Annotated in this window: 20 protein-coding genes; 8 read left to right on the forward strand and 12 right to left on the reverse strand. The window is 71.1% G+C overall.

The annotated features are described in order from the left end of the window. Positions 1–31: 31 nt before the first annotated feature. From fdhA to AB0230_RS16375, 4 genes are all read right to left on the reverse strand, one after another. Complete coding sequence (gene fdhA, locus AB0230_RS16360) at positions 32–1,249, reverse strand: formaldehyde dehydrogenase, glutathione-independent (RefSeq protein WP_315993982.1); 1,218 nt, start codon at positions 1,247–1,249, stop codon at positions 32–34. A gap of 190 nt (positions 1,250–1,439) precedes the next feature. Then, positions 1,440–1,877, reverse strand: a complete 438-nt coding sequence (locus tag AB0230_RS16365) for a hypothetical protein (protein ID WP_315993981.1) — start codon at positions 1,875–1,877, stop codon at positions 1,440–1,442. Positions 1,878–2,126: 249 nt separating this feature from the next. Beyond that, positions 2,127–2,582 (reverse strand): Fe-S cluster assembly sulfur transfer protein SufU, encoded by a 456-nt coding sequence (sufU, locus tag AB0230_RS16370; RefSeq protein ID WP_315993980.1) that lies wholly within the window; start codon positions 2,580–2,582, stop codon positions 2,127–2,129. Next, a complete protein-coding gene (locus AB0230_RS16375; protein WP_366376887.1) occupies positions 2,579–3,820 on the reverse strand; it encodes a SufS family cysteine desulfurase in 1,242 nt (413 codons plus the stop codon). Before AB0230_RS16375 ends, sufU begins: the two co-directional genes overlap by 4 nt. 96 nt (positions 3,821–3,916) lie before the next feature. Between AB0230_RS16375 and AB0230_RS16380 the strand changes: the two genes are divergently transcribed. Continuing rightward, the gene (locus AB0230_RS16380; protein WP_315993978.1) at positions 3,917–4,267 is read left to right on the forward strand and encodes a hypothetical protein; all 351 of its coding nucleotides are present in this window, start codon (positions 3,917–3,919) and stop codon (positions 4,265–4,267) included. Position 4,268: 1 nt separating this feature from the next. On the opposite strand, the gene AB0230_RS16385 is transcribed toward AB0230_RS16380, so the two are convergent. Continuing rightward, positions 4,269–4,805, reverse strand: coding sequence for an Lrp/AsnC family transcriptional regulator (locus tag AB0230_RS16385; protein WP_315993977.1), 537 nt, complete (start codon positions 4,803–4,805; stop codon positions 4,269–4,271). A 201-nt stretch (positions 4,806–5,006) separates the two neighbouring features. Here AB0230_RS16385 and AB0230_RS16390 point away from each other — a divergent pair, with 201 nt between their 5' ends. From AB0230_RS16390 to AB0230_RS16415, 6 genes are all read left to right on the forward strand, one after another. Beyond that, complete coding sequence (locus AB0230_RS16390) at positions 5,007–6,596, forward strand: ABC transporter substrate-binding protein (protein WP_315993976.1); 1,590 nt, start codon at positions 5,007–5,009, stop codon at positions 6,594–6,596. A gap of 11 nt (positions 6,597–6,607) precedes the next feature. Next, a complete protein-coding gene (locus tag AB0230_RS16395; protein ID WP_366376890.1) occupies positions 6,608–7,666 on the forward strand; it encodes an ABC transporter permease in 1,059 nt (352 codons plus the stop codon). Then, entirely contained in the window at positions 7,663–8,574 is a 912-nt protein-coding gene (locus AB0230_RS16400) for an ABC transporter permease (RefSeq protein ID WP_315993974.1), read from the forward strand. Before AB0230_RS16395 ends, AB0230_RS16400 begins: the two co-directional genes overlap by 4 nt. Beyond that, positions 8,571–9,380, forward strand: coding sequence for an ABC transporter ATP-binding protein (locus AB0230_RS16405; RefSeq protein WP_315993973.1), 810 nt, complete (start codon positions 8,571–8,573; stop codon positions 9,378–9,380). The genes AB0230_RS16400 and AB0230_RS16405 overlap by 4 nt, the downstream gene beginning before the upstream one ends. Continuing rightward, entirely contained in the window at positions 9,373–10,212 is an 840-nt protein-coding gene (locus AB0230_RS16410; RefSeq protein WP_363387980.1) for an ATP-binding cassette domain-containing protein, read from the forward strand. Before AB0230_RS16405 ends, AB0230_RS16410 begins: the two co-directional genes overlap by 8 nt. A gap of 96 nt (positions 10,213–10,308) precedes the next feature. After that, entirely contained in the window at positions 10,309–10,785 is a 477-nt protein-coding gene (locus AB0230_RS16415) for a hypothetical protein (RefSeq protein ID WP_363387977.1), read from the forward strand. Positions 10,786–10,950: 165 nt separating this feature from the next. On the opposite strand, the gene AB0230_RS16420 is transcribed toward AB0230_RS16415, so the two are convergent. The 7 genes from AB0230_RS16420 to AB0230_RS16450 all read right to left on the reverse strand — a co-directional run bounded on the left by AB0230_RS16420 (position 10,951) and on the right by AB0230_RS16450 (position 19,129). Beyond that, positions 10,951–11,622: a response regulator gene (locus AB0230_RS16420; RefSeq protein WP_363387974.1), complete on the reverse strand. Its 672-nt coding sequence runs from the start codon at positions 11,620–11,622 to the stop codon at positions 10,951–10,953. Beyond that, positions 11,619–14,192 carry a DUF4118 domain-containing protein gene (locus AB0230_RS16425; protein ID WP_366376893.1) on the reverse strand — a complete coding sequence of 858 codons (2,574 nt, stop codon included), beginning with the start codon at positions 14,190–14,192 and terminating at the stop codon, positions 11,619–11,621. Before AB0230_RS16425 ends, AB0230_RS16420 begins: the two co-directional genes overlap by 4 nt. 182 nt (positions 14,193–14,374) lie before the next feature. Further along, positions 14,375–14,965, reverse strand: coding sequence for a K(+)-transporting ATPase subunit C (gene kdpC, locus AB0230_RS16430; RefSeq protein WP_366376895.1), 591 nt, complete (start codon positions 14,963–14,965; stop codon positions 14,375–14,377). A 12-nt stretch (positions 14,966–14,977) separates the two neighbouring features. After that, entirely contained in the window at positions 14,978–17,215 is a 2,238-nt protein-coding gene (gene kdpB / locus AB0230_RS16435; RefSeq protein WP_366376897.1) for a potassium-transporting ATPase subunit KdpB, read from the reverse strand. After that, positions 17,215–18,900 carry a potassium-transporting ATPase subunit KdpA gene (gene kdpA, locus AB0230_RS16440; RefSeq protein ID WP_366376899.1) on the reverse strand — a complete coding sequence of 562 codons (1,686 nt, stop codon included), beginning with the start codon at positions 18,898–18,900 and terminating at the stop codon, positions 17,215–17,217. Before kdpA ends, kdpB begins: the two co-directional genes overlap by 1 nt. 2 nt (positions 18,901–18,902) lie before the next feature. Beyond that, on the reverse strand, positions 18,903–18,992 hold the full coding sequence (kdpF, locus tag AB0230_RS16445) for a K(+)-transporting ATPase subunit F (protein ID WP_363387959.1): 90 nt from the start codon (positions 18,990–18,992) through the stop codon (positions 18,903–18,905). Further along, complete coding sequence (locus tag AB0230_RS16450; protein WP_363387956.1) at positions 18,989–19,129, reverse strand: hypothetical protein; 141 nt, start codon at positions 19,127–19,129, stop codon at positions 18,989–18,991. The genes kdpF and AB0230_RS16450 overlap by 4 nt, the downstream gene beginning before the upstream one ends. A 395-nt stretch (positions 19,130–19,524) precedes the next feature. Between AB0230_RS16450 and arfB the strand changes: the two genes are divergently transcribed. Continuing rightward, entirely contained in the window at positions 19,525–19,953 is a 429-nt protein-coding gene (gene arfB, locus AB0230_RS16455; protein WP_315993963.1) for an alternative ribosome rescue aminoacyl-tRNA hydrolase ArfB, read from the forward strand. Positions 19,954–19,972: the final 19 nt, after the last annotated feature.

Consider the following 19,972-nt stretch of genomic DNA (forward strand, 5'->3'; position numbering starts at 1 on the left):
GCCGCGGCATCCTGCACTCCGGCGCGCGCGATCAGCTCGTGATGTACCCGTTCGGGTTGAGCACGTACTTGCGCGGGGCGCCCTTGTCGAAGTCGGCGTAACCCTGCGGGGCGTCGTCGAGGCTGATGGGCGTGGCGTTGACGGCCTTCGCGATCTGCACCTTGTCGTGCAGGATCGCCATCATCAGTTGCCGGTTGTACTTCATCACCGGGCACTGACCCGTGGTGAACGACAGCGACTTCGCCCAACCGAGGCCCAGGCGCAGCGACAGCGAGCCGACTTTCGCCGCTTCGTCGACGCCGCCCGGGTCGCCGGTCACGTACAGACCCGGGATGCCGAGGGCCCCACCGGCCGCGGTGATGTCGAACAGCGAGTTGAGCACCGTCGCCGGGGCCTCGTGCGACGAATCGGAGCCGTGGCCGCGGGCTTCGAAGCCGACCGCGTCGACCGCGGCATCCACTTCGGGGGTGCCGAGGATCTGCTCGATCTGGTCGCGCGGATCGCCCTTCGACACATCGACGCTCTCGAAGCCGAGGGAGCGGACCTGTTCGAGGCGCTCGGCGTTGAGGTCGCCGACGAGCACGGCAGCCGCGCCCAGCAGCTGCGCGCCCACGGCCGCCGCGATGCCGACCGGACCCGCGCCGGCGATGTAGACCGTCGAACCCGGACGCACGCCCGCGGTGTACGCGCCGTGGAAGCCGGTGGGGAAGATGTCGGACAGCATCGTCAGGTCGAGGATCTTCTCGAGCGCCTGCTCGCGGTCGGGGAAGACGAGCAGGTTCCAGTCGGCGTACGGCACGAGCACGTACTCCGCCTGCCCGCCCACCCAGCCGCCCATGTCGACGTAGCCGTAGGCGCTGCCGGGGCGGTCGGGGTTCACGTTGAGGCAGATGCCGGTCTTGCCCTCCTTGCAGTTGCGACACCGCCCGCAGGCGATGTTGAACGGCACCGAGACGATGTCGCCGACCTTGACGAACTCGACGTCGGGACCGACCTCGATCACCTCGCCGGTGATCTCGTGCCCGAGCACCAGACCGGCCGGAGCGGTGGTGCGACCGCGCACCATGTGCTGGTCGGAGCCGCAGATGTTGGTGGAGACGGTGCGCAGGATCGCGCCGTGGGGGACCTTTCGGCCGACGTTCGCGGGGTTGACGCCCGGACCGTCCTTGAGCTCGAACTCCGGATACGGGGTGTCGATGACCTCCACCACGCCGGGTTCTTTGTACGCCACTGCCTTGTTGCCGGACATCATCGTCCTCTCCGGCCGGGCGCCCGCCCAGCCTGGTCGTGTCCTGCGGGGCGGGGCCCGCAGACCCGTCCGATCGCGACGGGCGATCTCGGATCACGTTCGTCGCGAGCGGATGCCTTCAGCCAAACTCGCAGGCCCTGGTGACGTCAATGCGTGTCACCTGTGAGCGTGCAGTTGAGAACTCTTCTCGTCAGGCCGGTGCCGGTGCTGCGCGGCGCACGAGCCGGCGGATCTCCTGCTCCACCTCGGTCGTCACCTCGACCACCGCGAACGACACCGGCCACATCGGGCCGTCGTCGAGCTGGGCGCTGTCGTCGAAGCTGACCGTGCCGTAGCGGGTCTTGAACTTCGACGCCGGCTGGTAGAACACCACGACCTTGCCGTCCTCGGCGTAGGCCGGGAAGCCGTAGTACGTCTTGGGGCTCAGGTGTGCGGCCTCCTCGAGCACGATGACGTGCAGGCGCTCGGCCACCGCGCGGTCGACGCCCTCGAGCTTCTCGATGGCCTCGAGGCAGGCTTCGTTCTCCTTCTGCAGCTTCGCCAGACCCTTGAGGCCCTTCATGGCCTGGAGTTCCTCGGCCCGCTGCTTCATCGCCGCGCGTTCTTCTGCACTGAATCCGGTGGCCATGGCATCCGCCCTCTCTCCGTCGTGGTCGCAGGATATCGCCGCCCCGGCGGCTCCACGATCCGCTGCCCGCCTCGTTGGAGACGCCGACGGGATCACCTCGTGAGTGTCCAAACCACCCGGACGGTGTTCTGCGGCGTCCGGGTGTTCTGGACACTCAATGGGCATGAGCGGCGGCGGGGCCGTGAGCGAGCAGCGGGGGCATGAGCGGCGGCGGGGGCGTGAGCGAGCGGACGTCCGGATGCCGCGGCGTCAGGCCTGCCGCAGCCCCTCTTCCAGCGCGACCCACGCGAGCATCGCGCACTTCACGCGCGCGGTGTACTTCGACACCCCCGACAGCGCGGCGGCATCCGCGAACGTCTCCTCGTCGAGGGGGATCTTGCCGCGCGAGCGCAGCGCCTCGCGGAACGACGCGATCAGGGTCTCGGCGTCGGTGCGCGGCATCCCCTCGTCTCCGCCGTCCTCCCGCAGCAGGGCGACGAGCATCGACGCCGAGGCCTGCGAGATCGAGCAGCCCGCCCCCTCCCAGGTGACGGATGCCACGCGGTCGCCCTCGACGTCGACGCGCAGCGTGATCTCGTCGCCGCAGACGGGGTTGCGCTGATGCACGGTCGCGCTGTGGGCGCCGGGTTCGGCGAGGCCGAACCCGCGGCGGTTCTTGGCGTGGTCGAGGATGAGCTCCTGGTACAGCGACTCGAGACCGCTCATGCGTCGACTCCGAAGAAGCCACGGACGCCCGCGACGGCGTCGAGGAAGGTGTCGACCTCGGCCTCGGTCGTGTGGATCGCCGCGCTCGCGCGCACCGAGGCGGTCATCCCGAACCGGCGGTGCAGGGGCTGCGCGCAGTGGTGCCCGACGCGCACGGCGACGCCGCGTGCATCGAGGAACTGGCCCACGTCGTGCGCGTGCACCCCCTCGACCTCGAAGGCCTGCAGGGCGACGCGCTCGGCGGCATCCGTGTCTCCGAGCAGTCGGATGCCGGCGATCGAGCGCAGCCCCTCGCGCATGCGCTTCTCGAGCTCCGCCTCGTGCGCGCGCGCGGCGTCGACGTCGTGCTCGCCGAGCCATCGCACCGCGGCGGCGAGGGCCACGGCCTGCGACACGGGCTGCGTGCCCGCCTCGAAGCGCTGCGGCGGCGGGAGGTATTCGGCCTCGTCGAGGGTGACGGTGGTGATCATCGAACCGCCCGTGGTGAAAGGGGGCAGGGACTCGAGCACCTCGTCGCGGCCCCACAGGGCGCCGATGCCGTACGGTCCGTGGATCTTGTGCCCAGAGAACACGGCGAGGTCGACCCCGGATGCCGGCAGGTCGAGCGCGAGGTGCGGTGCCGACTGGCAGGCGTCGAGCACCGTCAGTGCGCCGACACCACGCGCGAGCGTGACGAGCTTCGCGACCGGATTCACGATGCCGAGCACGTTGGACACGTGCGGGAACGCGACGACCTTCGTGCGCGCGCCGATCAGGTCGGCGGCGGCGCGCATGTCGAGCGTGCCGTCGTCGAGGACCGGGATGTGGCGCAGGCGCGCGCCCGTGCGGGCGGCGAGTTCCTGCCAGGGGATGAGGTTGGCGTGGTGCTCGGCCTCGGTGACGACGATCTCGTCGCCCTCGCGCAGGCGCCCGGTGTAGCCGAGGGAGCCGGCGACGAGGTTGAGACCCGCGGTCGCGCCGCTCGTCCAGACCAGCTGCTCGGGCTCGGCGCCGACGAATTCGGCGACCGTCACGCGGGCGTCTTCGAACAGCTCCGTCGCCTCGGCGGCCAGCGTGTGCGCTCCGCGGTGCACGGCGGAGTTCGCGCGCTCGAGGAAGTCGCGCTCGGCGTCGAGCACCGCGCGCGGCTTCTGGCTCGTCGCGGCGGAGTCGAGGTAGACGAGCGGGTGGCCGTCGACCTCGGTCTCGAGGATCGGGAAGTCGGCGCGAACGGCGTCGACGTCGAAGGGGAGGGTCACGCTTCCAGGCTACGCGGCGCGGGGTGAGTGGGAGCCGGGTGGGATGGAGCCCGCGGACGAGCGGACGACGTCGGCGGTGCCCCCCATAATCGACAGATGACTGCGACGCTCCCCTCTCTCGACGGCCGCCGATTCCGCATGGTGTCCTCCACTACTTCGGTCGTCGACCCCGATGCCCCCAGCGTCTTCGAGTACTTCGAACGGGACGGAGCGATCTGGGGCGGCTACGAGGGCGACACCGTGACCTTCGGCAAGTTCGTCGGAACCCGCACGGCTGACAAGATCTGGGTCTCGTTCGTGCACGTGCTCGTGGCCGACGGCACCGTGGTCACCGGAGACGGCGAGAGCGACCTCGAGCTCACCGAAGGCGGCGGCATCCGGCTCGTCGAGCACTACGAGATGCACGGCGCCCCGCAGCTGAGCGTCTGCGAGGAGATCCCGGCCTGACCTAGCGCGGCGGCAGGGTGTCTCGGCCCGGGGTCGCGGGGGTCCAGCGCGTCATCCCGAGCAGGGTGTTGGTCGCCGTGCGGTCGGGCAGATCGCCAGGCAGAAGGTACGGGCGGCGGATGACCTCGTCCAGCACCACGACGCTCACGACGGTGCGCACCTCGGGCAGTTGGGCGATGACGCCGGTCGAGAACTCGTGCACGCCGCTGACGTCGACGGCGCGGATCAACAGCATCGCGTCGTGCTCTCCCGTCGTGATCGCGCACCATTCGACGTCGGGCATCTCCACGACCCGGTCGCGGAACGAGGCCCAGGCCTGCGGCATGACCGTGACGAACACCAGGGCGCCGATCGACAGTCCCGCCCGGGCGTGGTCGACCTGGGCGCTGAAGCCCGTGATGACCCCGTCCTGAACCAGCGCCTCGACCCTCGTGTAGGCGTTGGCGCGCGAGATCCCGACCTTCTCGGCGAGAGCGGCTATCGAAATGCGACCGTTATCTCGGAGGACGGCGAGGATTTTGTACGCCGTATCGTCCAATGGCGTGCCACTTCGTCCAGAATCCCTCGAGGGTTCCGCATCATTGCTGGACATTCTGCTCCAAGATGGTCATTATCTGGACGGACCGACGCCTCTGTGTAACATCGCTGGACACATCGTCGCATAAGGTGCGAATCTAAACCCGGTCGTCCACTTGTCCGACGACTTTCCCGAATGTACTCCTCGGCTCCGGAGGCCCCCATGTCGTCACGTCGCACCACGTCGGTTCTCGCGATCGGAGCGGTCGCGCTGTTCGCGCTCGCCGGGTGCACCGGGGGCAACTCGGCGAACACCAACGGCGGCGGCGGCCAAGGCAACCAGTCGCTCGTCATCGACACCGCATTCTCGATCGAGACCGCCGACCCGGGCCACACGTACGACCCGACCGGCAACATGATCGCCAAGGCGATCTACGAGACCCTCGTCGACTTCGACGGGTCCGATGTCTCCACGCCCGTCCCGGGACTCGCCTCCTGGACGCAGAACGATGCCGCGACGGAGTTCACCTTCACGCTCGAGGGCGACCGCGTCTTCTCCGACGGCTCGCCGATCGAGGCGAAGGACGTCGTGTTCAGCCTGCAGCGCATCCAGGGCATGGCCGACGCCAAGCCGAACTTCCTGCTCGGCGGCATCACCATCGCCGAGGTCGACGACAAGACGATCACGTTCACGTCGCAGACGCCGCTGCTGCAGCTCCCCGCGATCCTCGCCAACCCCGCGCTCGGCATCGTCAATTCCGACGTCGTGAAGGAGAACGGCGGCAGCACCGACGGCTCCGACTCGGCGCAGAAGTACCTCGACGGTGCCTCGGCAGGCTCGGGCCCGTTCGTGCTCGACACCCTCGACCTCTCGTCGCAGGTCGTGCTGACGCGCAACGACGCCTACAACGGTGACGAGAAGTCGGACTTCTCCCGTGTCGTCGTGCGCAACGTGACCGAGAGCGCCACGCAGCTGGCGAACCTCAAGGGCGGCGACTCCATGGTCGCCATGGACCTCAACGGCGACCAGGTCTCGGGCCTCGGCGACTCGCTGACGGTCGACTCGGTGCCCTCGGGTCAGACGATCTTCCTGCTGCTCAACCAGTCGCCCGCGGTCGCCGGCGACCTCGCGAACGTCAAGATGGCCGAGGCCATCCGCTACGCCCTCGACTACGACGCACTGCTGGAGCTGGCCGGCGCGGGCGCCGCGCAGGCCACCGGAGTGATTCCGCTGGGCTTCGAGGGGGCGCTGGACTCCGGCGTCACCCAGGACCTCGCCAAGAGCAAGGCGGCGCTGGCCGAGGCAGGCTACGCGGGACAGACGCTGCGCCTGCAGTTCCCGAACGACTACCCGGTCGGCGGCGTCGAGTTCACCCCTCTCGCCGAGCGGGTGCAGTCGCAGCTGAAGGATGCCGGCATCGCGGTGGAGCTCGCTCCCGCTCCCTTCGCGACCGAGCTCGACGCCTACGTCGGCGGCACCGAGGGCTTCGGCCTGTGGTTCTGGGGTCCGGACTACGCCGACTCCGCGAACTTCCTCCCCTTCGGCCCCGGCCTGAAGGTGGGCCTGCGCTCCGGCTGGACCGCGGAGGCGAACCCGACCATCGCGAAGATCGCCGCAGACGCCGCCTCGGCCACCGATGCGTCCGCGCGCACCGCGGCCTTCACCGACTTCGCCGAGGCCATGCAGGCCGAGGGGCCGTTCGTGCCGCTCATCATCCCCGGCCGCAACATCGCGACCGCGAACACCGTCACGGGTGCCGTGTACAACTCGGTCTGGGAGATGGACATCGCCGAGATCACGCCGGCCGGCTGAGCGGGACCCTCATGACGACACAGCCGGCGCAGCGGCGGGCGCGTCGCCGATCGCCCCTGATCGGCTACCTGCTGCGCCGCGCGGGGACCTCCCTCATCCTGCTGGTGGGCGTGACCGTGGTGACGTTCGCGCTCACCAACCTGGTCCCCGGCGACCCGGTCTCGGCCGCCCTCGGCGAGGGCGCCTCGCAGAACCCGGCGACCCGCGAGGCCTTCATCCGCGCGCAGGGGCTCGATCAGCCCGCGGTCGTGCAGTACGTCATCTACGTGGGGAACCTGCTGCGCGGAGATCTCGGCACCTCGCTGGTGACCGGTCGCCCGGTCACCAGCGATCTCGCCACGGCGGTCCCCGCCACGATCGAGATCGCCATCGGCGCGATCGTCCTGAGCCTCGTCGTCAGCATCGTGCTCGGCACCCTCGCGGCCTACCGCCGCGGTCTCGTGTCCGATCAGGTGATCCGCGTCGTCACTCTCATCGGCCTCAGCGTGCCCACGTTCTGGCTGGCACTGGTCAGCTTTTACGTGTTCTTCCTCGAGCTGCGCATCGCGCCCGGCTCGGGCCGCATCTCGCCCGCCATCACCCCGCCCCCGCGGGTCACCGGGCTGTACACGGTCGACTACCTCCTCAACGGCGACGGTGTCGGCTTCTTCGATGCCCTCGCGCACCTCGCCCTGCCGGTCATGGTGCTCTCCCTCGTGACGATCGGTCTGCTCACCCGCTTCATCCGCACCTCGGTGCTGGAGGTGCTCGGCAGCGACTACGTCCGCGCCGCCCGCGCGAAGGGGCTCCCCGCGATGCGGATCATCCTCGACTACGTGCTGCGCGGGGCGTCGCTGCCCATCCTCACCGTCGTCGGCGTCGCGTTCGGCGCGCTGCTGTCGGGCACCGTCCTGGTCGAATCGGTCTTCGCCTGGCCGGGGCTAGGCACCTACGCCTACAACTCCGCCGCCAATCTCGATCTGCCCGGGATCATGGGCGTCGGTCTCGTCGTGGGCCTGATCTACCTGCTCATCAACTTCGTGGTCGACCTGCTCTACGGCGTGCTCGACCCGAGAGTGAGGATCGCATGAGCCACCTCGCCGCCGCGTCGAGGCGCGGACGACTCCGCTTCCGCTGGCCCCGCGCCTGGCGCACGCCTCTCGGGATCATCGGCTCGATCATCGCCGGCGCCTGGATCGTGGTGGCCTTCACCGCGCAGTGGTGGGTGCCGTTCGGTCCGAACGCGCAGGTGCTGCCGCGCCTGCAGGAGCCCGGCGTCGACACGCTGCTGGGCACCGACGGCAACGGACGCGACATCTTCTCGCGACTGATGACCGGCGCCACCGTCAGCCTCCCGCTGGCTCTCATGCTCGTGATCGCGGCGATGATCATCGGCACGGTCGTCGGCTCGGTCGCCGGCTACTTCGGCGGGTGGGTCGATGAGACCCTCATGCGCATCACCGACCTCTTCATGGCCTTCCCCACCGTCATCCTGGCCATGGTCGTCACCGCCTCGCTGGGGCCTTCGCTCTTCAACGCCGTGATCGCGGCGATCGTGGTGTCGTGGCCGCAGTACTCGCGCGTGACCCGCAGCATCGTGCTCGGACTCCGCGGACAGAACTACGTCATCGCGGGGCGCCTGCTCGGCCACTCGCCGCTGCGGACGCTCTTCGTCGACATCCTCCCGAACATCGCCGGCCCCGTGCTCGTGCTCGCGACCCTCGACATCGGCGCGGCGATCCTCCTGCTGTCGGGCCTGTCGTTCCTGGGCCTGGGCGCGCAGCCGCCGACGGCCGAATGGGGGTCGATGATCTCGGGTGCGATGCAGAACTTCGACGCCTGGTGGCTGGGAGTGTTCCCGGGCCTGGCCATCCTCACGGTCGTGCTGGCCTTCAACTTCCTCGGCGATGCGATGCGCGACGTGCTCGACCCGACGGCGGAGATCACGCACGAGCGCCAGGCCGACCACCAGGCCTCGGCGACGGGGGTGGCCGCGTGAGCGCCCTCTCCATCCGCGACCTGACGATCGACATCGGCCGCCCGCTGGTGCGCGGCGTCTCCCTCGAGCTCGAGGCGGGTCGCATCCACGGCCTCGCCGGAGAGTCGGGGTCGGGCAAGACGCTCACCTCCCTCGCCGTGCTCGGGCTGCTGCCGCGGCAGGCGCGTACCGGGGGCTCGATCCTGCTCGCCGGCGACGAGATCCTCGGGCTCGGTCGGCGCGCGCTCAACCGCATCCGCGGGAAACGCATCGCGATGGTCTTCCAGGACCCGTCGTCGTCGCTGCACCCGCAGCTGACGGTCGGTCGCCAGCTCACCGACCACCTGCGCGTGCACCTCGGGCTGAAGGGCAAGGCCGCTCGCGCGCGGGCCGAGGAGCTGCTGCAGACCGTGCAGGTGCCCCGCCCCGCGGAAGCCCTCGGACGCTACCCGCACCAGTTCTCCGGCGGTCAGCGCCAGCGCATCGCGATCGCGTGCGCCCTCGCGTGCGACCCGGAGGTGCTGCTGGCCGACGAGCCGACCACCGCCCTCGATGTGACCGTGCAGGCCGGCATCCTGCAGCTGCTGCGCGATCTGGCGACCGAGCGCCGCCTCGCGGTCCTGCTCGTCACGCACGACCTCGGCGTGATGAGCGCGATCGCCGACGAGGTGGCCGTGATGAAGGACGGGCTCATCGTCGAGCGCGCCGACCGTGAGACCCTCTTCCGCGACCCCCGGCATGCCTACACGCGTGCACTGCTGGCGGCGCTGCCGGGGTCGAAGATCGAGATTCCGGATGCCGCGACGAAGGGCGAGATCGATGACTGACACCGCCGTCCTCGACGCGCAGAGCGTCACGGTGCGCTACCCGGGGACTCCTCCCGTGGTCGCCGTCGACCAGGTGTCGCTGCGGGTCGCCCCGGGCGAGACCGTGGCGCTGGTGGGGGAGTCGGGCAGCGGCAAGTCGAGCTTCGCGCGTGCCGTGGTCGGCATCGAGAAGACCGCCGGTGGCACCGTGCTGTTCCAGGGTGAGCCCGTCGCCCCGCTCGGGCTGCGCCGACGCGCGAGGGCGCTCACCCGCATCCAGATGGTGTTCCAAGACCCGTCGACCTCGCTGAACCCGCGCCGACGGGTCGGCGATCAGATCGCCGACGGCATCGCGACCGCTCGCGCGCGCGGGGCGGCCGGATCGAGCGTCGAGGAATGGCTCGAGCGCGTGGGGCTGCCGGCCGCCGTCGCCACTCGTTTTCCGCATCAGTTCTCGGGCGGTCAGAAGCAGCGCCTCGCGATCGCACGCGCCCTCGCCGCGCGTCCGTCGCTGCTCGTCGCCGACGAGCCGATCTCGGCCCTCGACGCGTCGACGCAGACGAGCGTGGCCGCGCTCATGCGCGACCTGGTCGCCGAGGCGGGCGCCGGGATGCTGTTCATCTCGCACGACCTCGCGGTCGTCCGGCGCATCGCCGATCGCACGCACGTCATGTTCGGCGGGCGCGTCCTGGAATCGGGGCCGACCTCCGACCTGTGGGCGCAGCCGCGGCATCCCTACACGCGCGCCCTGCTGTCGGCGATCCCCGAGCCGGACGGTGAGGGGCGCATCCCGGCGGCTCCCTCGGTCGCGGATCGCGCGGTCTGGGCCGAGGTACCGTCCGTCTTGAACTGAGCCTGCCGTAGGCGAACAGTGAGAACCGCCGCGGCGGTCGTTCGGAAACCATGAGGGCGGCGGATCGGCGCCCGTTCGCGGCGTAGACCGGATGCCATGACCCTCACGGCCCTGCTCCCCACCCTCCGCGCCAGCATCCCGGCGCCCTTCGACGCGGCGGCCTGGCCCGCCGGCTCCGCCCCCACGCTCGACGACGTGACCGTGCGGGCGATGTCGGTCGCCCGGTACGCCGAGATCTGCGGCACGCCGTGCGTGTGCACGGGCCCCGCGGTGATCCCGGCGTCGGGCGGGGTGGCATCCGCCGTGCTGTCGACGACCGTCGTGGTCGCGACGGTAGTGGATGCCACGCCCGCGACGCTGCGCCTGGACGCATGCGTCGCGGGCCTCGAGGCGGTCTGGCGCGAGGCCCGGCTGCTCGGGCGGGTGTCGTACGCGTACGACGAGCCCTTCACCGTGCTCGATGCGCACGGGGAGGACTCGTGCGGCACCGTCGTCCTGCCCGGCGACGTGCGCGTGGGCGACCGTATCGCCTTCCCCTGCCCCGGATGCCACACGGTCGGCGAGGTGCGCTGATGCTGCTGCACTCGATCGTCTTCGCCTGCCGCTGCGCACGCGTGCAGGCGGAGTTCGACGCTGCGCAGGCCCCGGATGCGGTCGAGGTCGAGCCGCGCTCCTGAGGACCGGCCTCGCGGTGCGGACGCGACACCGGCGGTGGGGACGGGACGGCTTCCGCCGGTGTCACACCACCAGCCGGTACCCCATCCCCTGCTCCGTCAGCAGGTGAACCGGGTTCGAGGGGTCGGCTTCGAGCTTCTTGCGCAGCTGCGACATGTACAGCCGCAGATAGCCGCTGTCGGCGACCTGCTCGCTGGCCCAGATCTCCTTCAGCAGGGTCTGTCGCGTGACGAGGGAGCCGGGGTTGCGGGCCAGGAACTCCAGCATCCGCCACTCCGTCGGGGTGAGGTGCACGCGGGTTTGCGCCCGCAGCACCGCCTTCGCCGCGAGGTCGACCTCGACGTCGCCGAAGCGCACGATCGACTCCCCGGTCGAGGGCGCCGTGCGCCGCGCGTGCACGCGCAGTCGTGCGAGGAGCTCGTCGATCTGGAACGGCTTGGTCACGTAGTCGTCGGCGCCGGCGTCGAGCGCCTCGACCTTGTCGGCCGAGCCCGTGCGGCCCGACACGACGATGATCGGGGCCGTCGTCCACCCGCGCAGCGCCTGGATGACCTGCACGCCGTCGAGGTGCGGCATCCCGAGGTCGAGCAGCACGATGTCGGGATGCGCCTGCGCGGCGAGCGTGATGGCCGCGGCGCCGTCGGCCGCGGCGACGACGTCGTAGCCGTGCGCGGCGAGGGTGATGCGCAGGGCGCGGACGAGCTGGGGATCGTCGTCGGCGATCAGTACCTTCACGCTGCGTCCTCTCGGGATCCGGATGCCGCGGCCTGGGCGCCGAGACCCGCTGCGGCACGGCTCGTGTACGGGTCGTCGACCGGCCGGTCCGGGGCCACCGGCAGCGCCACGACCATCGTCAGGCCCCCGCCGGGGGTGTCCTCGGGGGTCAAGGTTCCGCCCATGCCCTCGGCGAAGCCGCGCGAGAGCGCGAGTCCGAGGCCGAGGCCCGCGGTGTTGTCGGTGTCGCCGAGGCGCTGGAACGGCGAGAACATGTCTTCGCGGCGGTCGGCGGCGATGCCGGGACCGTGGTCGATCACGCGGATCTCGGCCGTGCCGCCCAAGCGGCTCGTCGCGATACGCACGCGCCGGCCCGCGGGCGTGTAGCGGTCGGCGTTGGCGAGCACGTTCACGAGCACGCGCTGCAGCAGCACGGGGTCGGCCCGCAGCGGCGGCAGGTCGGCGTCGAGGGCCAGCTCGACGGCATCCGGGCCCAGATCGAGCTCGTCGAGGGCCGCGAGCACGACGCCGGCGGCATCCACCTCGGTGAGCGACACGGCGAGCACCCCGGCCTGCACGCGACTGACGTCGAGCAGGTCGGTGACCAGCACCGACAGCGTCGCGAGGCTCTCGTCGGCGGTCTCGAGCAGTTCGCGGCGATCGTCGTCGGAGAGGTTGTCGCCGGCCGCCCGCAGGCCCCCGAGGGAGGCGACGGCGGCGGCGAGCGGGCGACGCAGATCGTGGCTCACGGCCGACAGCAGGGCGCTGCGCACCTGGTCGGTCTCGGCCAGCGCCCCCGCCTCGGCCGCGGTCTCGGCCAGGTCGGTGCGTTCGAGGGCGGCGGCGAGCTGCGCGACGACGACGTCGAGCAGGCGCCGCTCTCCGGCATCCAGGTCGCGCCCGTGCAGCTCGAGGCGCGCGCGGTCGTCGCCCACGGGCACGGTGGTCGAGCGTCCGTCGCGAACGGGCTCGCCGTCGGTGGCCAGGGTCGATCCGTCGGATGCCACGAGTCGCACGCCGGCGAGTCCGAACGCCTCGCGGGCACGGCTGACCAGCGCGGGAACGGCGCTCTCGCCGCGCAGCACGCTGCCGGCGACGGTCGCCAGCAGCTCGGCCTCCGCCGCGGCGCGGCGGGCCGCGCGGGCGCGTCGGGCGGCCTGGTCGACGACGATGCTCACGAGCATCGCGATGATCACGTACAGCCCCAGCGCGATCGCGTGCACGGGGTCGGAGATCGTGACCGTGTACAGCGGCTGGATGAAGAGGAAGTCCAGCGTCACCCCCGACAGCACCGCCGCGAAGACCGCCGGCCAGATGCCGCCGATGAGCGCGACGATCACCACGAGCAGCTGGTAGGCCAGCACGTCGGTCGTGATGGAGTCGTCGGACCCCGTCGACAGCAGCAGCAGCGAGATGAGCGGTCCGCCCGCGAGGGCGGCCACGAAGCCCAGGATGCGACGCTTCGCGCTGAGCGCGGGGCCGGTCAGGCGGGGGAGGGCGAAGCGCCCGCCCGCGCGCGCGTGGTTGACGATGTGCACGTCGATGTCGCCCGAGAGGCGGATGACGGTCGCGCCGATGCCGGGACCGGTGAGGGCGGTGGCCAGGCGTCCGCGGCGGCTCACGCCGATGACGAGCTGCGAGGCGTTCACCGATCGCGCGAAGTCGACGAGCGCGGTGGCGGGGTCGTCGCCCACCACCTGGTGGTAGCTGCCGCCGAGGGTCTCGACGAGCGCGCGCTGCTCGGCGAGGGCACCGGGGGCGCTGGCGCGCAGGCCGTCCTGCGTCGACACGTGCACGGCGAGAAGCTCGCCGCCCGCCGATCGGGCGGCGATGCGCGCGCCGCGGCGCAGCAGGGTCTCGCCCTCGGGGCCGCCGGTGAGGGCCACGACCACGCGCTCGCGCGCCTGCCACGACCCCTCGATGCCGTGCTCGGAGCGGTAGCGCTGGAGCGCCGAGTCGACCTCGTCGGCGAGCCACAGCAGCGCGAGCTCCCGCAGCGCCGTCAGGTTGCCGAGGCGGAAGTAGTTCGACAGCGCCGCGTCGATGCGCTCGGCCGGATACACCGAGCCGGCCGCGAGGCGGTCGCGCAAGGACTGCGGCGCGAGGTCGACGACCTCGATCTGGTCGGCGGCGCGCACCACGGCATCCGGGACCGTCTCGCGCTGGGTCACGCCGGTGATCTTCTCGACGACGGCGTTGAGGGAGTCGATGTGCTGCACGTTCACGGTCGTGATGACGTCGATGCCCGCGTCGAGCAGCTTCTCGACGTCGTTCCAGCGTTTATCGTGACGCGAGCCGGGCGCGTTGGTGTGCGCGAGCTCGTCGACCAGCGCGATGTGCGGGTGCCGCTCGAGCACGGCATCCAGGTCCATCTCGTCGAGCGCGACGCCGCGATGCGCGACGCTGCGGCGCGGAACGACCTCGAGGCCCTCGGCCTGGGCGGCCGTCGCGAGACGACCGTGGGTCTCGACGATCGCGATGATGACGTCGCGCCCCTCGTCGCGCAGGCGGCGCCCCTCTTCGAGCATTTCGTACGTCTTGCCGACGCCCGGCGCCATACCGAGCAGCACGCGCAGCCGCCCGCGCTTCACGCGAGGCTCCCCGGTTTCGGCCGCGCCGGAAGCCCGTCGAGTGTCCAGGACACGCCGGTTCCGCGGCGGGCGCGCGGCGTGTCCTGGACACTCGGCAGGGGTGCTCCGAGCGCACGGCGCCGCCGCCGCGCGGGAGGCGCGACGGCGGCGGGCGACAGACGCATGTCCCTGATTCTCGTCTCTCAGAGCGCGTCGAGCGCGCGATTGAGCGCGACGACGTTCACGCGGGGATCGCCGAGGTACCCCAGGTCGCGCGGGATCGTGTGCGCGTCGACGAGGGATTCGACCTCGGATGCCGAGAGGCCACGGGCCTCGGCGACGCGGGCGACCTGTCGTTCGGCGTTGGCGACCGAGATGTCGGGGTCGAGCCCGGATGCCGAGGCGGTCAGGGCATCGGCGGGGATCCGACCCGATCCGTCGAGCTCGACCGCGGCGGCCGTGCGCTCCTCGATCGAGGAGATCAGGTCGTCATTCTCGGGGCCGAGGTTCGACCCGCTCGATGCCGCGGAGTCGTAGCCGTCGCCCGCGGCCGAGGGACGGGACTGGAAGTACTGCGGGAGGGCGTTGCCGTCGGCATCCGTGAAGGACTGCCCGATCAGCTGCGAACCCGCGACCTGCCCGTCGGCCGTTCTGATGAGCGAACCGTTCGCCGTGAACGGCAGGGCGATCTGGCCGACGGCGGTGATCAGCAGCATGTAGCCGACGCCGAGGAGCAGGGTGAAGACGAGCATCGCGCGGACGGCGACGCCGGCGGTACGCAGGGTGGTGCGCATCAGGGGGGCCTTTCAGAAGCCGGGGAGCAGGCTCACGACGAGGTCGATGAGCTTGATACCGATGAAGGGGACGAGGACGCCGCCGAGCCCGTACACGAGCAGGTTGCGGCTGAGGATGCTCGAGGCGCTCGCCGCGCGGTACTTCACACCGCGCAGGGCCAGCGGGATGAGCACGATGATGACGATCGCGTTGAAGATGATGGCGCTGAGCACCGCGGATGCCGGCGACGACAGCTGCATGATGTTGAGCACCGCGAGCCCGGGGAACACCCCCATGAACATCGCCGGGATGATCGCGAAGTACTTCGCGATGTCGTTGGCGAGCGAGAACGTGGTGAGCGCACCGCGCGTGATGAGCAGCTGCTTGCCGATCCGGACGATGTCGATGAGCTTGGTCGGGTCGGAGTCGAGGTCGACCATGTTGCCGGCCTCTTTCGCGGCCGAGGTGCCCGTGTTCATCGCGACACCCACGTCGGCCTGAGCGAGCGCGGGGGCGTCGTTCGTGCCGTCGCCGGTCATCGCGACGAGGTTGCCGCCCTCCTGCTCGCGCTGGATGAGGGCGAGCTTGTCTTCGGGGGTGGCCTCGGCGAGGAAGTCGTCGACGCCCGCCTCGGCGGCGATCGCCTTGGCCGTGAGGGGGTTGTCGCCCGTGATCATCACGGTGCGGATGCCCATCGCGCGCAGCTCGCCGAAGCGCTCGCGCAGGCCGTCCTTGACGACGTCCTTGAGGTGGATGACGCCGAGCACGCGGCCGACGCCGGTTCCGGTCCCTTCAACAGGCTCAGGGACCTCGGTCGCGTGCTCCGCGACCTCGGTTTCAGAGGTGGCTGAGCCCGTCGAAGCCACCGGGCCCCGCGCCGGCGTCCACGTCGCGACGACCAGCGGCGTGCCGCCCGACTGCGAAATGGCATCCGTCGCGTTCTGCAGCTGCGCGCGCAGCGCCTCGGGAACGGGGGAGCCGGATGCCGCCAGCCAGGCCACCACGGCCGAGGCGGCGCCCTTGCGCACCTGCGTGCCGTCGACGAGGTCGAGGCCGCTCATGCGGGTCTGGGCCGTGAAGGGAACGGGCTCCGCGCCGCGGGGCATCTCGGCGACGATCCCCTGGGCCGCTGCGAGCTCCACCACCGAGACGCCCTCGGGCGTGGGGTCGGCCTGCGACGACAGCGAGGCGAACTCGGCGAGCATCGGCCCGCCGACGCCGTCGAGAGGCACGAAGGCCGACGCGCGACGGTTCCCGTAGGTGATCGTGCCGGTCTTATCGAGCAGCAGGGTGGTGACGTCGCCCGCGGCCTCGACCGCGCGTCCCGACATGGCCAGGACGTTTCGCTGCACCAGGCGGTCCATGCCCGCGATGCCGATGGCGCTGAGCAGCGCCCCGATGGTCGTCGGGATCAGGCAGACGAGCAGGGCCACGAGCACGGGGATCGACACGGGGGATGCCGCGTACGAGGCGATCGGGTTCAGCACGAGCACGACGACGACGAACACGATCGACAGGCTCGCCAGCAGGATGTTGAGCGCGATCTCGTTGGGCGTGCGCTGGCGCGACGCGCCCTCGACGAGCGCGATCATGCGGTCGACGAACGTCTCACCGGGCTTCGACGTGATCGTCACGACGATGCGGTCGCTGAGCACGCGCGTACCGCCGGTGACGGCGCTGCGGTCGCCGCCCGACTCGCGCACCACCGGTGCCGATTCGCCCGTGATGGCCGATTCGTCGACGGTCGCGATGCCGTGCACGATGTCGCCGTCGCCGGGGATCAGCTCCCCGGTCTCCACCAGCACGATGTCGCCGACGCGCAGGTCGCCCGAGGGGACGTCTTCGGTGGCCGCGTTCACCGCCCCGGGGTCCGTGGGGGAGTACGCGACGACCCGCCGCGCCGAGGTCGTCGTGCGCGTCTTGCGCAGAGTCGCCGCCTGCGCCTTGCCGCGGCCCTCGGCGACCGACTCGGCGATGTTCGCGAAGAACACCGTGAGCCACAGCCAGATCGCGATGCCCCAGGTGAAGCCGAAGGGCAGGGAGCCGTCGGCACCCCCGAGGAACGGCTCGGCGACCGCGATGAGGGTGGTCAGCGCGGCGCCGACCCAGACGAGGAACATCACCGGGTTGCGCCACTGCGCGGCCGGGTTCAGTTTCTTCGCCGCGCCGGGGAGGGCGGCGACGATCTGCGCGGTGCTGAAGGCTCGGCGCGGGGCATCGGAGGTGGGGGCCGACGCTTCGGGCGCCGGGGCGTGGGTGAGGGTGGACATCAGCGGGTCAGTCCTTCAGCGAGGGGTCCGAGGGTGAGGACGGGGAAATAGGTGAGGGCGGTGACGATCACGGCGACACCGGCCAGCAGGCCCGCGAACTGCGGGCGGTGCGTGGGCAGGGTTCCGACCGTCGCCGGCACGGCATCCTGGGCCGCGAGGGCGCCGGCGAAGGCCAGCACGAACACGATCGGCAGGAACCGGCCGAGCAGCATCGCCACACCGAGCGCGGTGTTGAACCACGGGGTGTTGGCGGTGAGGCCCGCGAAAGCCGAGCCGTTGTTGTTCGCCGCCGACGTGAACGCGTAGAGCACCTCGCTGAGGCCGTGCACGCCCGGGTTCCAGATCGACGTGGTCTCGACGTCGGAGCGGATGGCCGGAACCCCGAAGCTCAGGGCGGTCCCGGCGAGCACGAGGGTGGGGGTGACGAGGATGTAGAGGCTCGCGAGCTTGATCTCGCGCGGCCCGATCTTCTTCCCGAGGTACTCGGGCGTGCGGCCGATCAGCAGGCCGCCGACGAACACCGCGATCACGGCGAGGATCAGCATGCCGTACAGGCCCGAGCCGACACCGCCGGGGGCGACCTCACCGAGCATCATGTTGATCATCGGCATCATGCCGCCCAGCGCCGTATAGCTGTCGTGCATCGAGTTCACCGCACCGGTCGAGGTGAGGGTGCTCGTCGAGCCGAACAGCGTCGAGCCGAAGATGCCGAACCGCACCTCCTTGCCCTCCATCGCGCCGCCGGCGAGGCCCGGGGCGGTACCCGCCCCCACCGTCTCGGCCCACGTGAGCAGAGCCGTGGATGCCACGAAGATCGCGGCCATCACCCCGAGGATCGTGTAGCCCTGGCGGTCATCGCCCACGATGCGGCCGAAGGCGCGGGGCAGCGAGAACGGGATGACCAGCATCAGGAAGATCTCGAAGAGGTTGGTCCACGGCGTCGGGTTCTCGAACGGATGGGCGGAGTTGACGTTGAAGAAGCCGCCGCCGTTGGTCCCGAGCAGCTTGATGGCCTCCTGGGATGCCACCGGCCCACCCGGGATCGCCTGCGCCGCCCCGGCCAGGGTCGTGGCATCCGTGAAGCCGTTGAGGTTCTGGATGACACCGCCGGCGAGCAGCACGAGCGCGGCCACGATCGAGAAGGGCAGCAGCAGCCGGTAGGTGCCGCGCACGAGGTCGACCCAGAAGTTTCCGATCACGCCGCTGCGGCGGTACGCGAAGCCGCGCACCAGGGCCATCGCGATCGCGATGCCCACGGCGGCCGAGACGAAGTTCTGCACGGTGAGGGCGGCGAACTGCACGGTGTACCCGAGCGTGGTCTCGCCGGAGTACGACTGCCAGTTCGTGTTGGTCACGAACGAGACCGCGGTGTTGAACGAGAGGGCCTCGCTCGGCGCCTCGAGACCCAGGGCGAACGGCAGCAGCGGCTGCAGGCGCATGAGGGCGTAGACGAAGACGACGCTCACGAACGAGAACAGCAGCACCGACCGCAGGTAGGCCTGCCACGTCTGTGCGCTGCGGGCGTCGACGCCGATCAGACGGTAGGTGCCGCGCTCGACGGCGAGGTCGCGCTCGCCGGTGTAGATGCGGGCGATGTGGTCGCCGAGCGGGCGGTAGGCCAAGCCCAGCGCGACGACGAGGGTGAGGCCGGTCAGGACGATCGACCAGATGCTTCCACCGTCCATGGTCAGAACTTCTCCGGTCGGACGAGGGCGACCACGAGGTAGACGACGGCGGCGACCGCGAGCACCGCGGCGAGGATCGAGAAGAAGGTCATGACCGGTCGCCTCCGCGTCCTACGGGGCGGGCGGACGAGGAACGAGCCTCGGGGCCCAACTTCTCGACCCCCTTGGCGACGAGCGCGACCAGCGCGAACAGCGCGGCGGTCACGGCGAGGAAGACGACATCGAGCACGACGACTCCAGGTTCGGGACGGAACCGCGGGCGAGCCGCGGGCGCCGCGGGGCGGCACGTCTGTCGATACAACTCCGCCGGGCCGCGGCATCCTCGGGCCCTAACGCTTTCCCTACGGGTCGCTCACGGACCCATACGGAGTGCTTACGGGGCGGCTGTGCGCACAGCTCCTGCGGAAAGGGGGCCGCCCGACTCTGAACCGCTTGATGAGGTCGGATGCGCAGGAGCTGTGCAGCGGGCCGGTCGAGCCGCCTCCGCGGAGCGCACCGCCGGCGAGCCCCCGGGTTCCGCGGCCGGCAGTGCACGACTCCTGCGCCGTGTCCCGCCGGGGGCATCGAGACCACCGCAGCCGCGGATCCTGCAGGAGATGTGCGCCGACCGCGCATGATGGAGACATGGCCGAGAACGACGTGCGCGTGAGCGCGGGGCTGGTGATCCCCGCGTCCGAGCTGTCGTGGCGGTTCTCGCGCTCGTCGGGCCCGGGCGGTCAGGGGGTGAACACCGCCGATTCGCGCGCGGAGCTGATGTGGGATGCCACGGCATCCGCCGTTCTCTCGACCGTGCAGCGCGAGCGCGTGCTCGAGCGGCTCGGCGACCGGCTGGTCGACGGGGTGCTGACGATCGCGGCTTCCGAGCATCGGGCGCAGCTGCGCAACCGCGACGCGGCCCGCGCCCGGCTCGCCGCCCTCGTGGCCGAGGCGGTGCGGCCCCCGGCTCCGCCGCGCCGGGCGACGAAGCCGACCCGCGGGTCGAAGGAGCGCCGCCTGCAGGCCAAGCAGCGTCGCACCGACGTCAAGCGGATGCGGCAGCGCCCGACGGACTGACGGGCGCGCGCCCGCGTCG

Source organism: Microbacterium sp. NPDC089190, assembly GCF_040701795.1.
Classification (GTDB): Bacteria; Actinomycetota; Actinomycetes; order Actinomycetales; family Microbacteriaceae; genus Microbacterium; species Microbacterium galbum.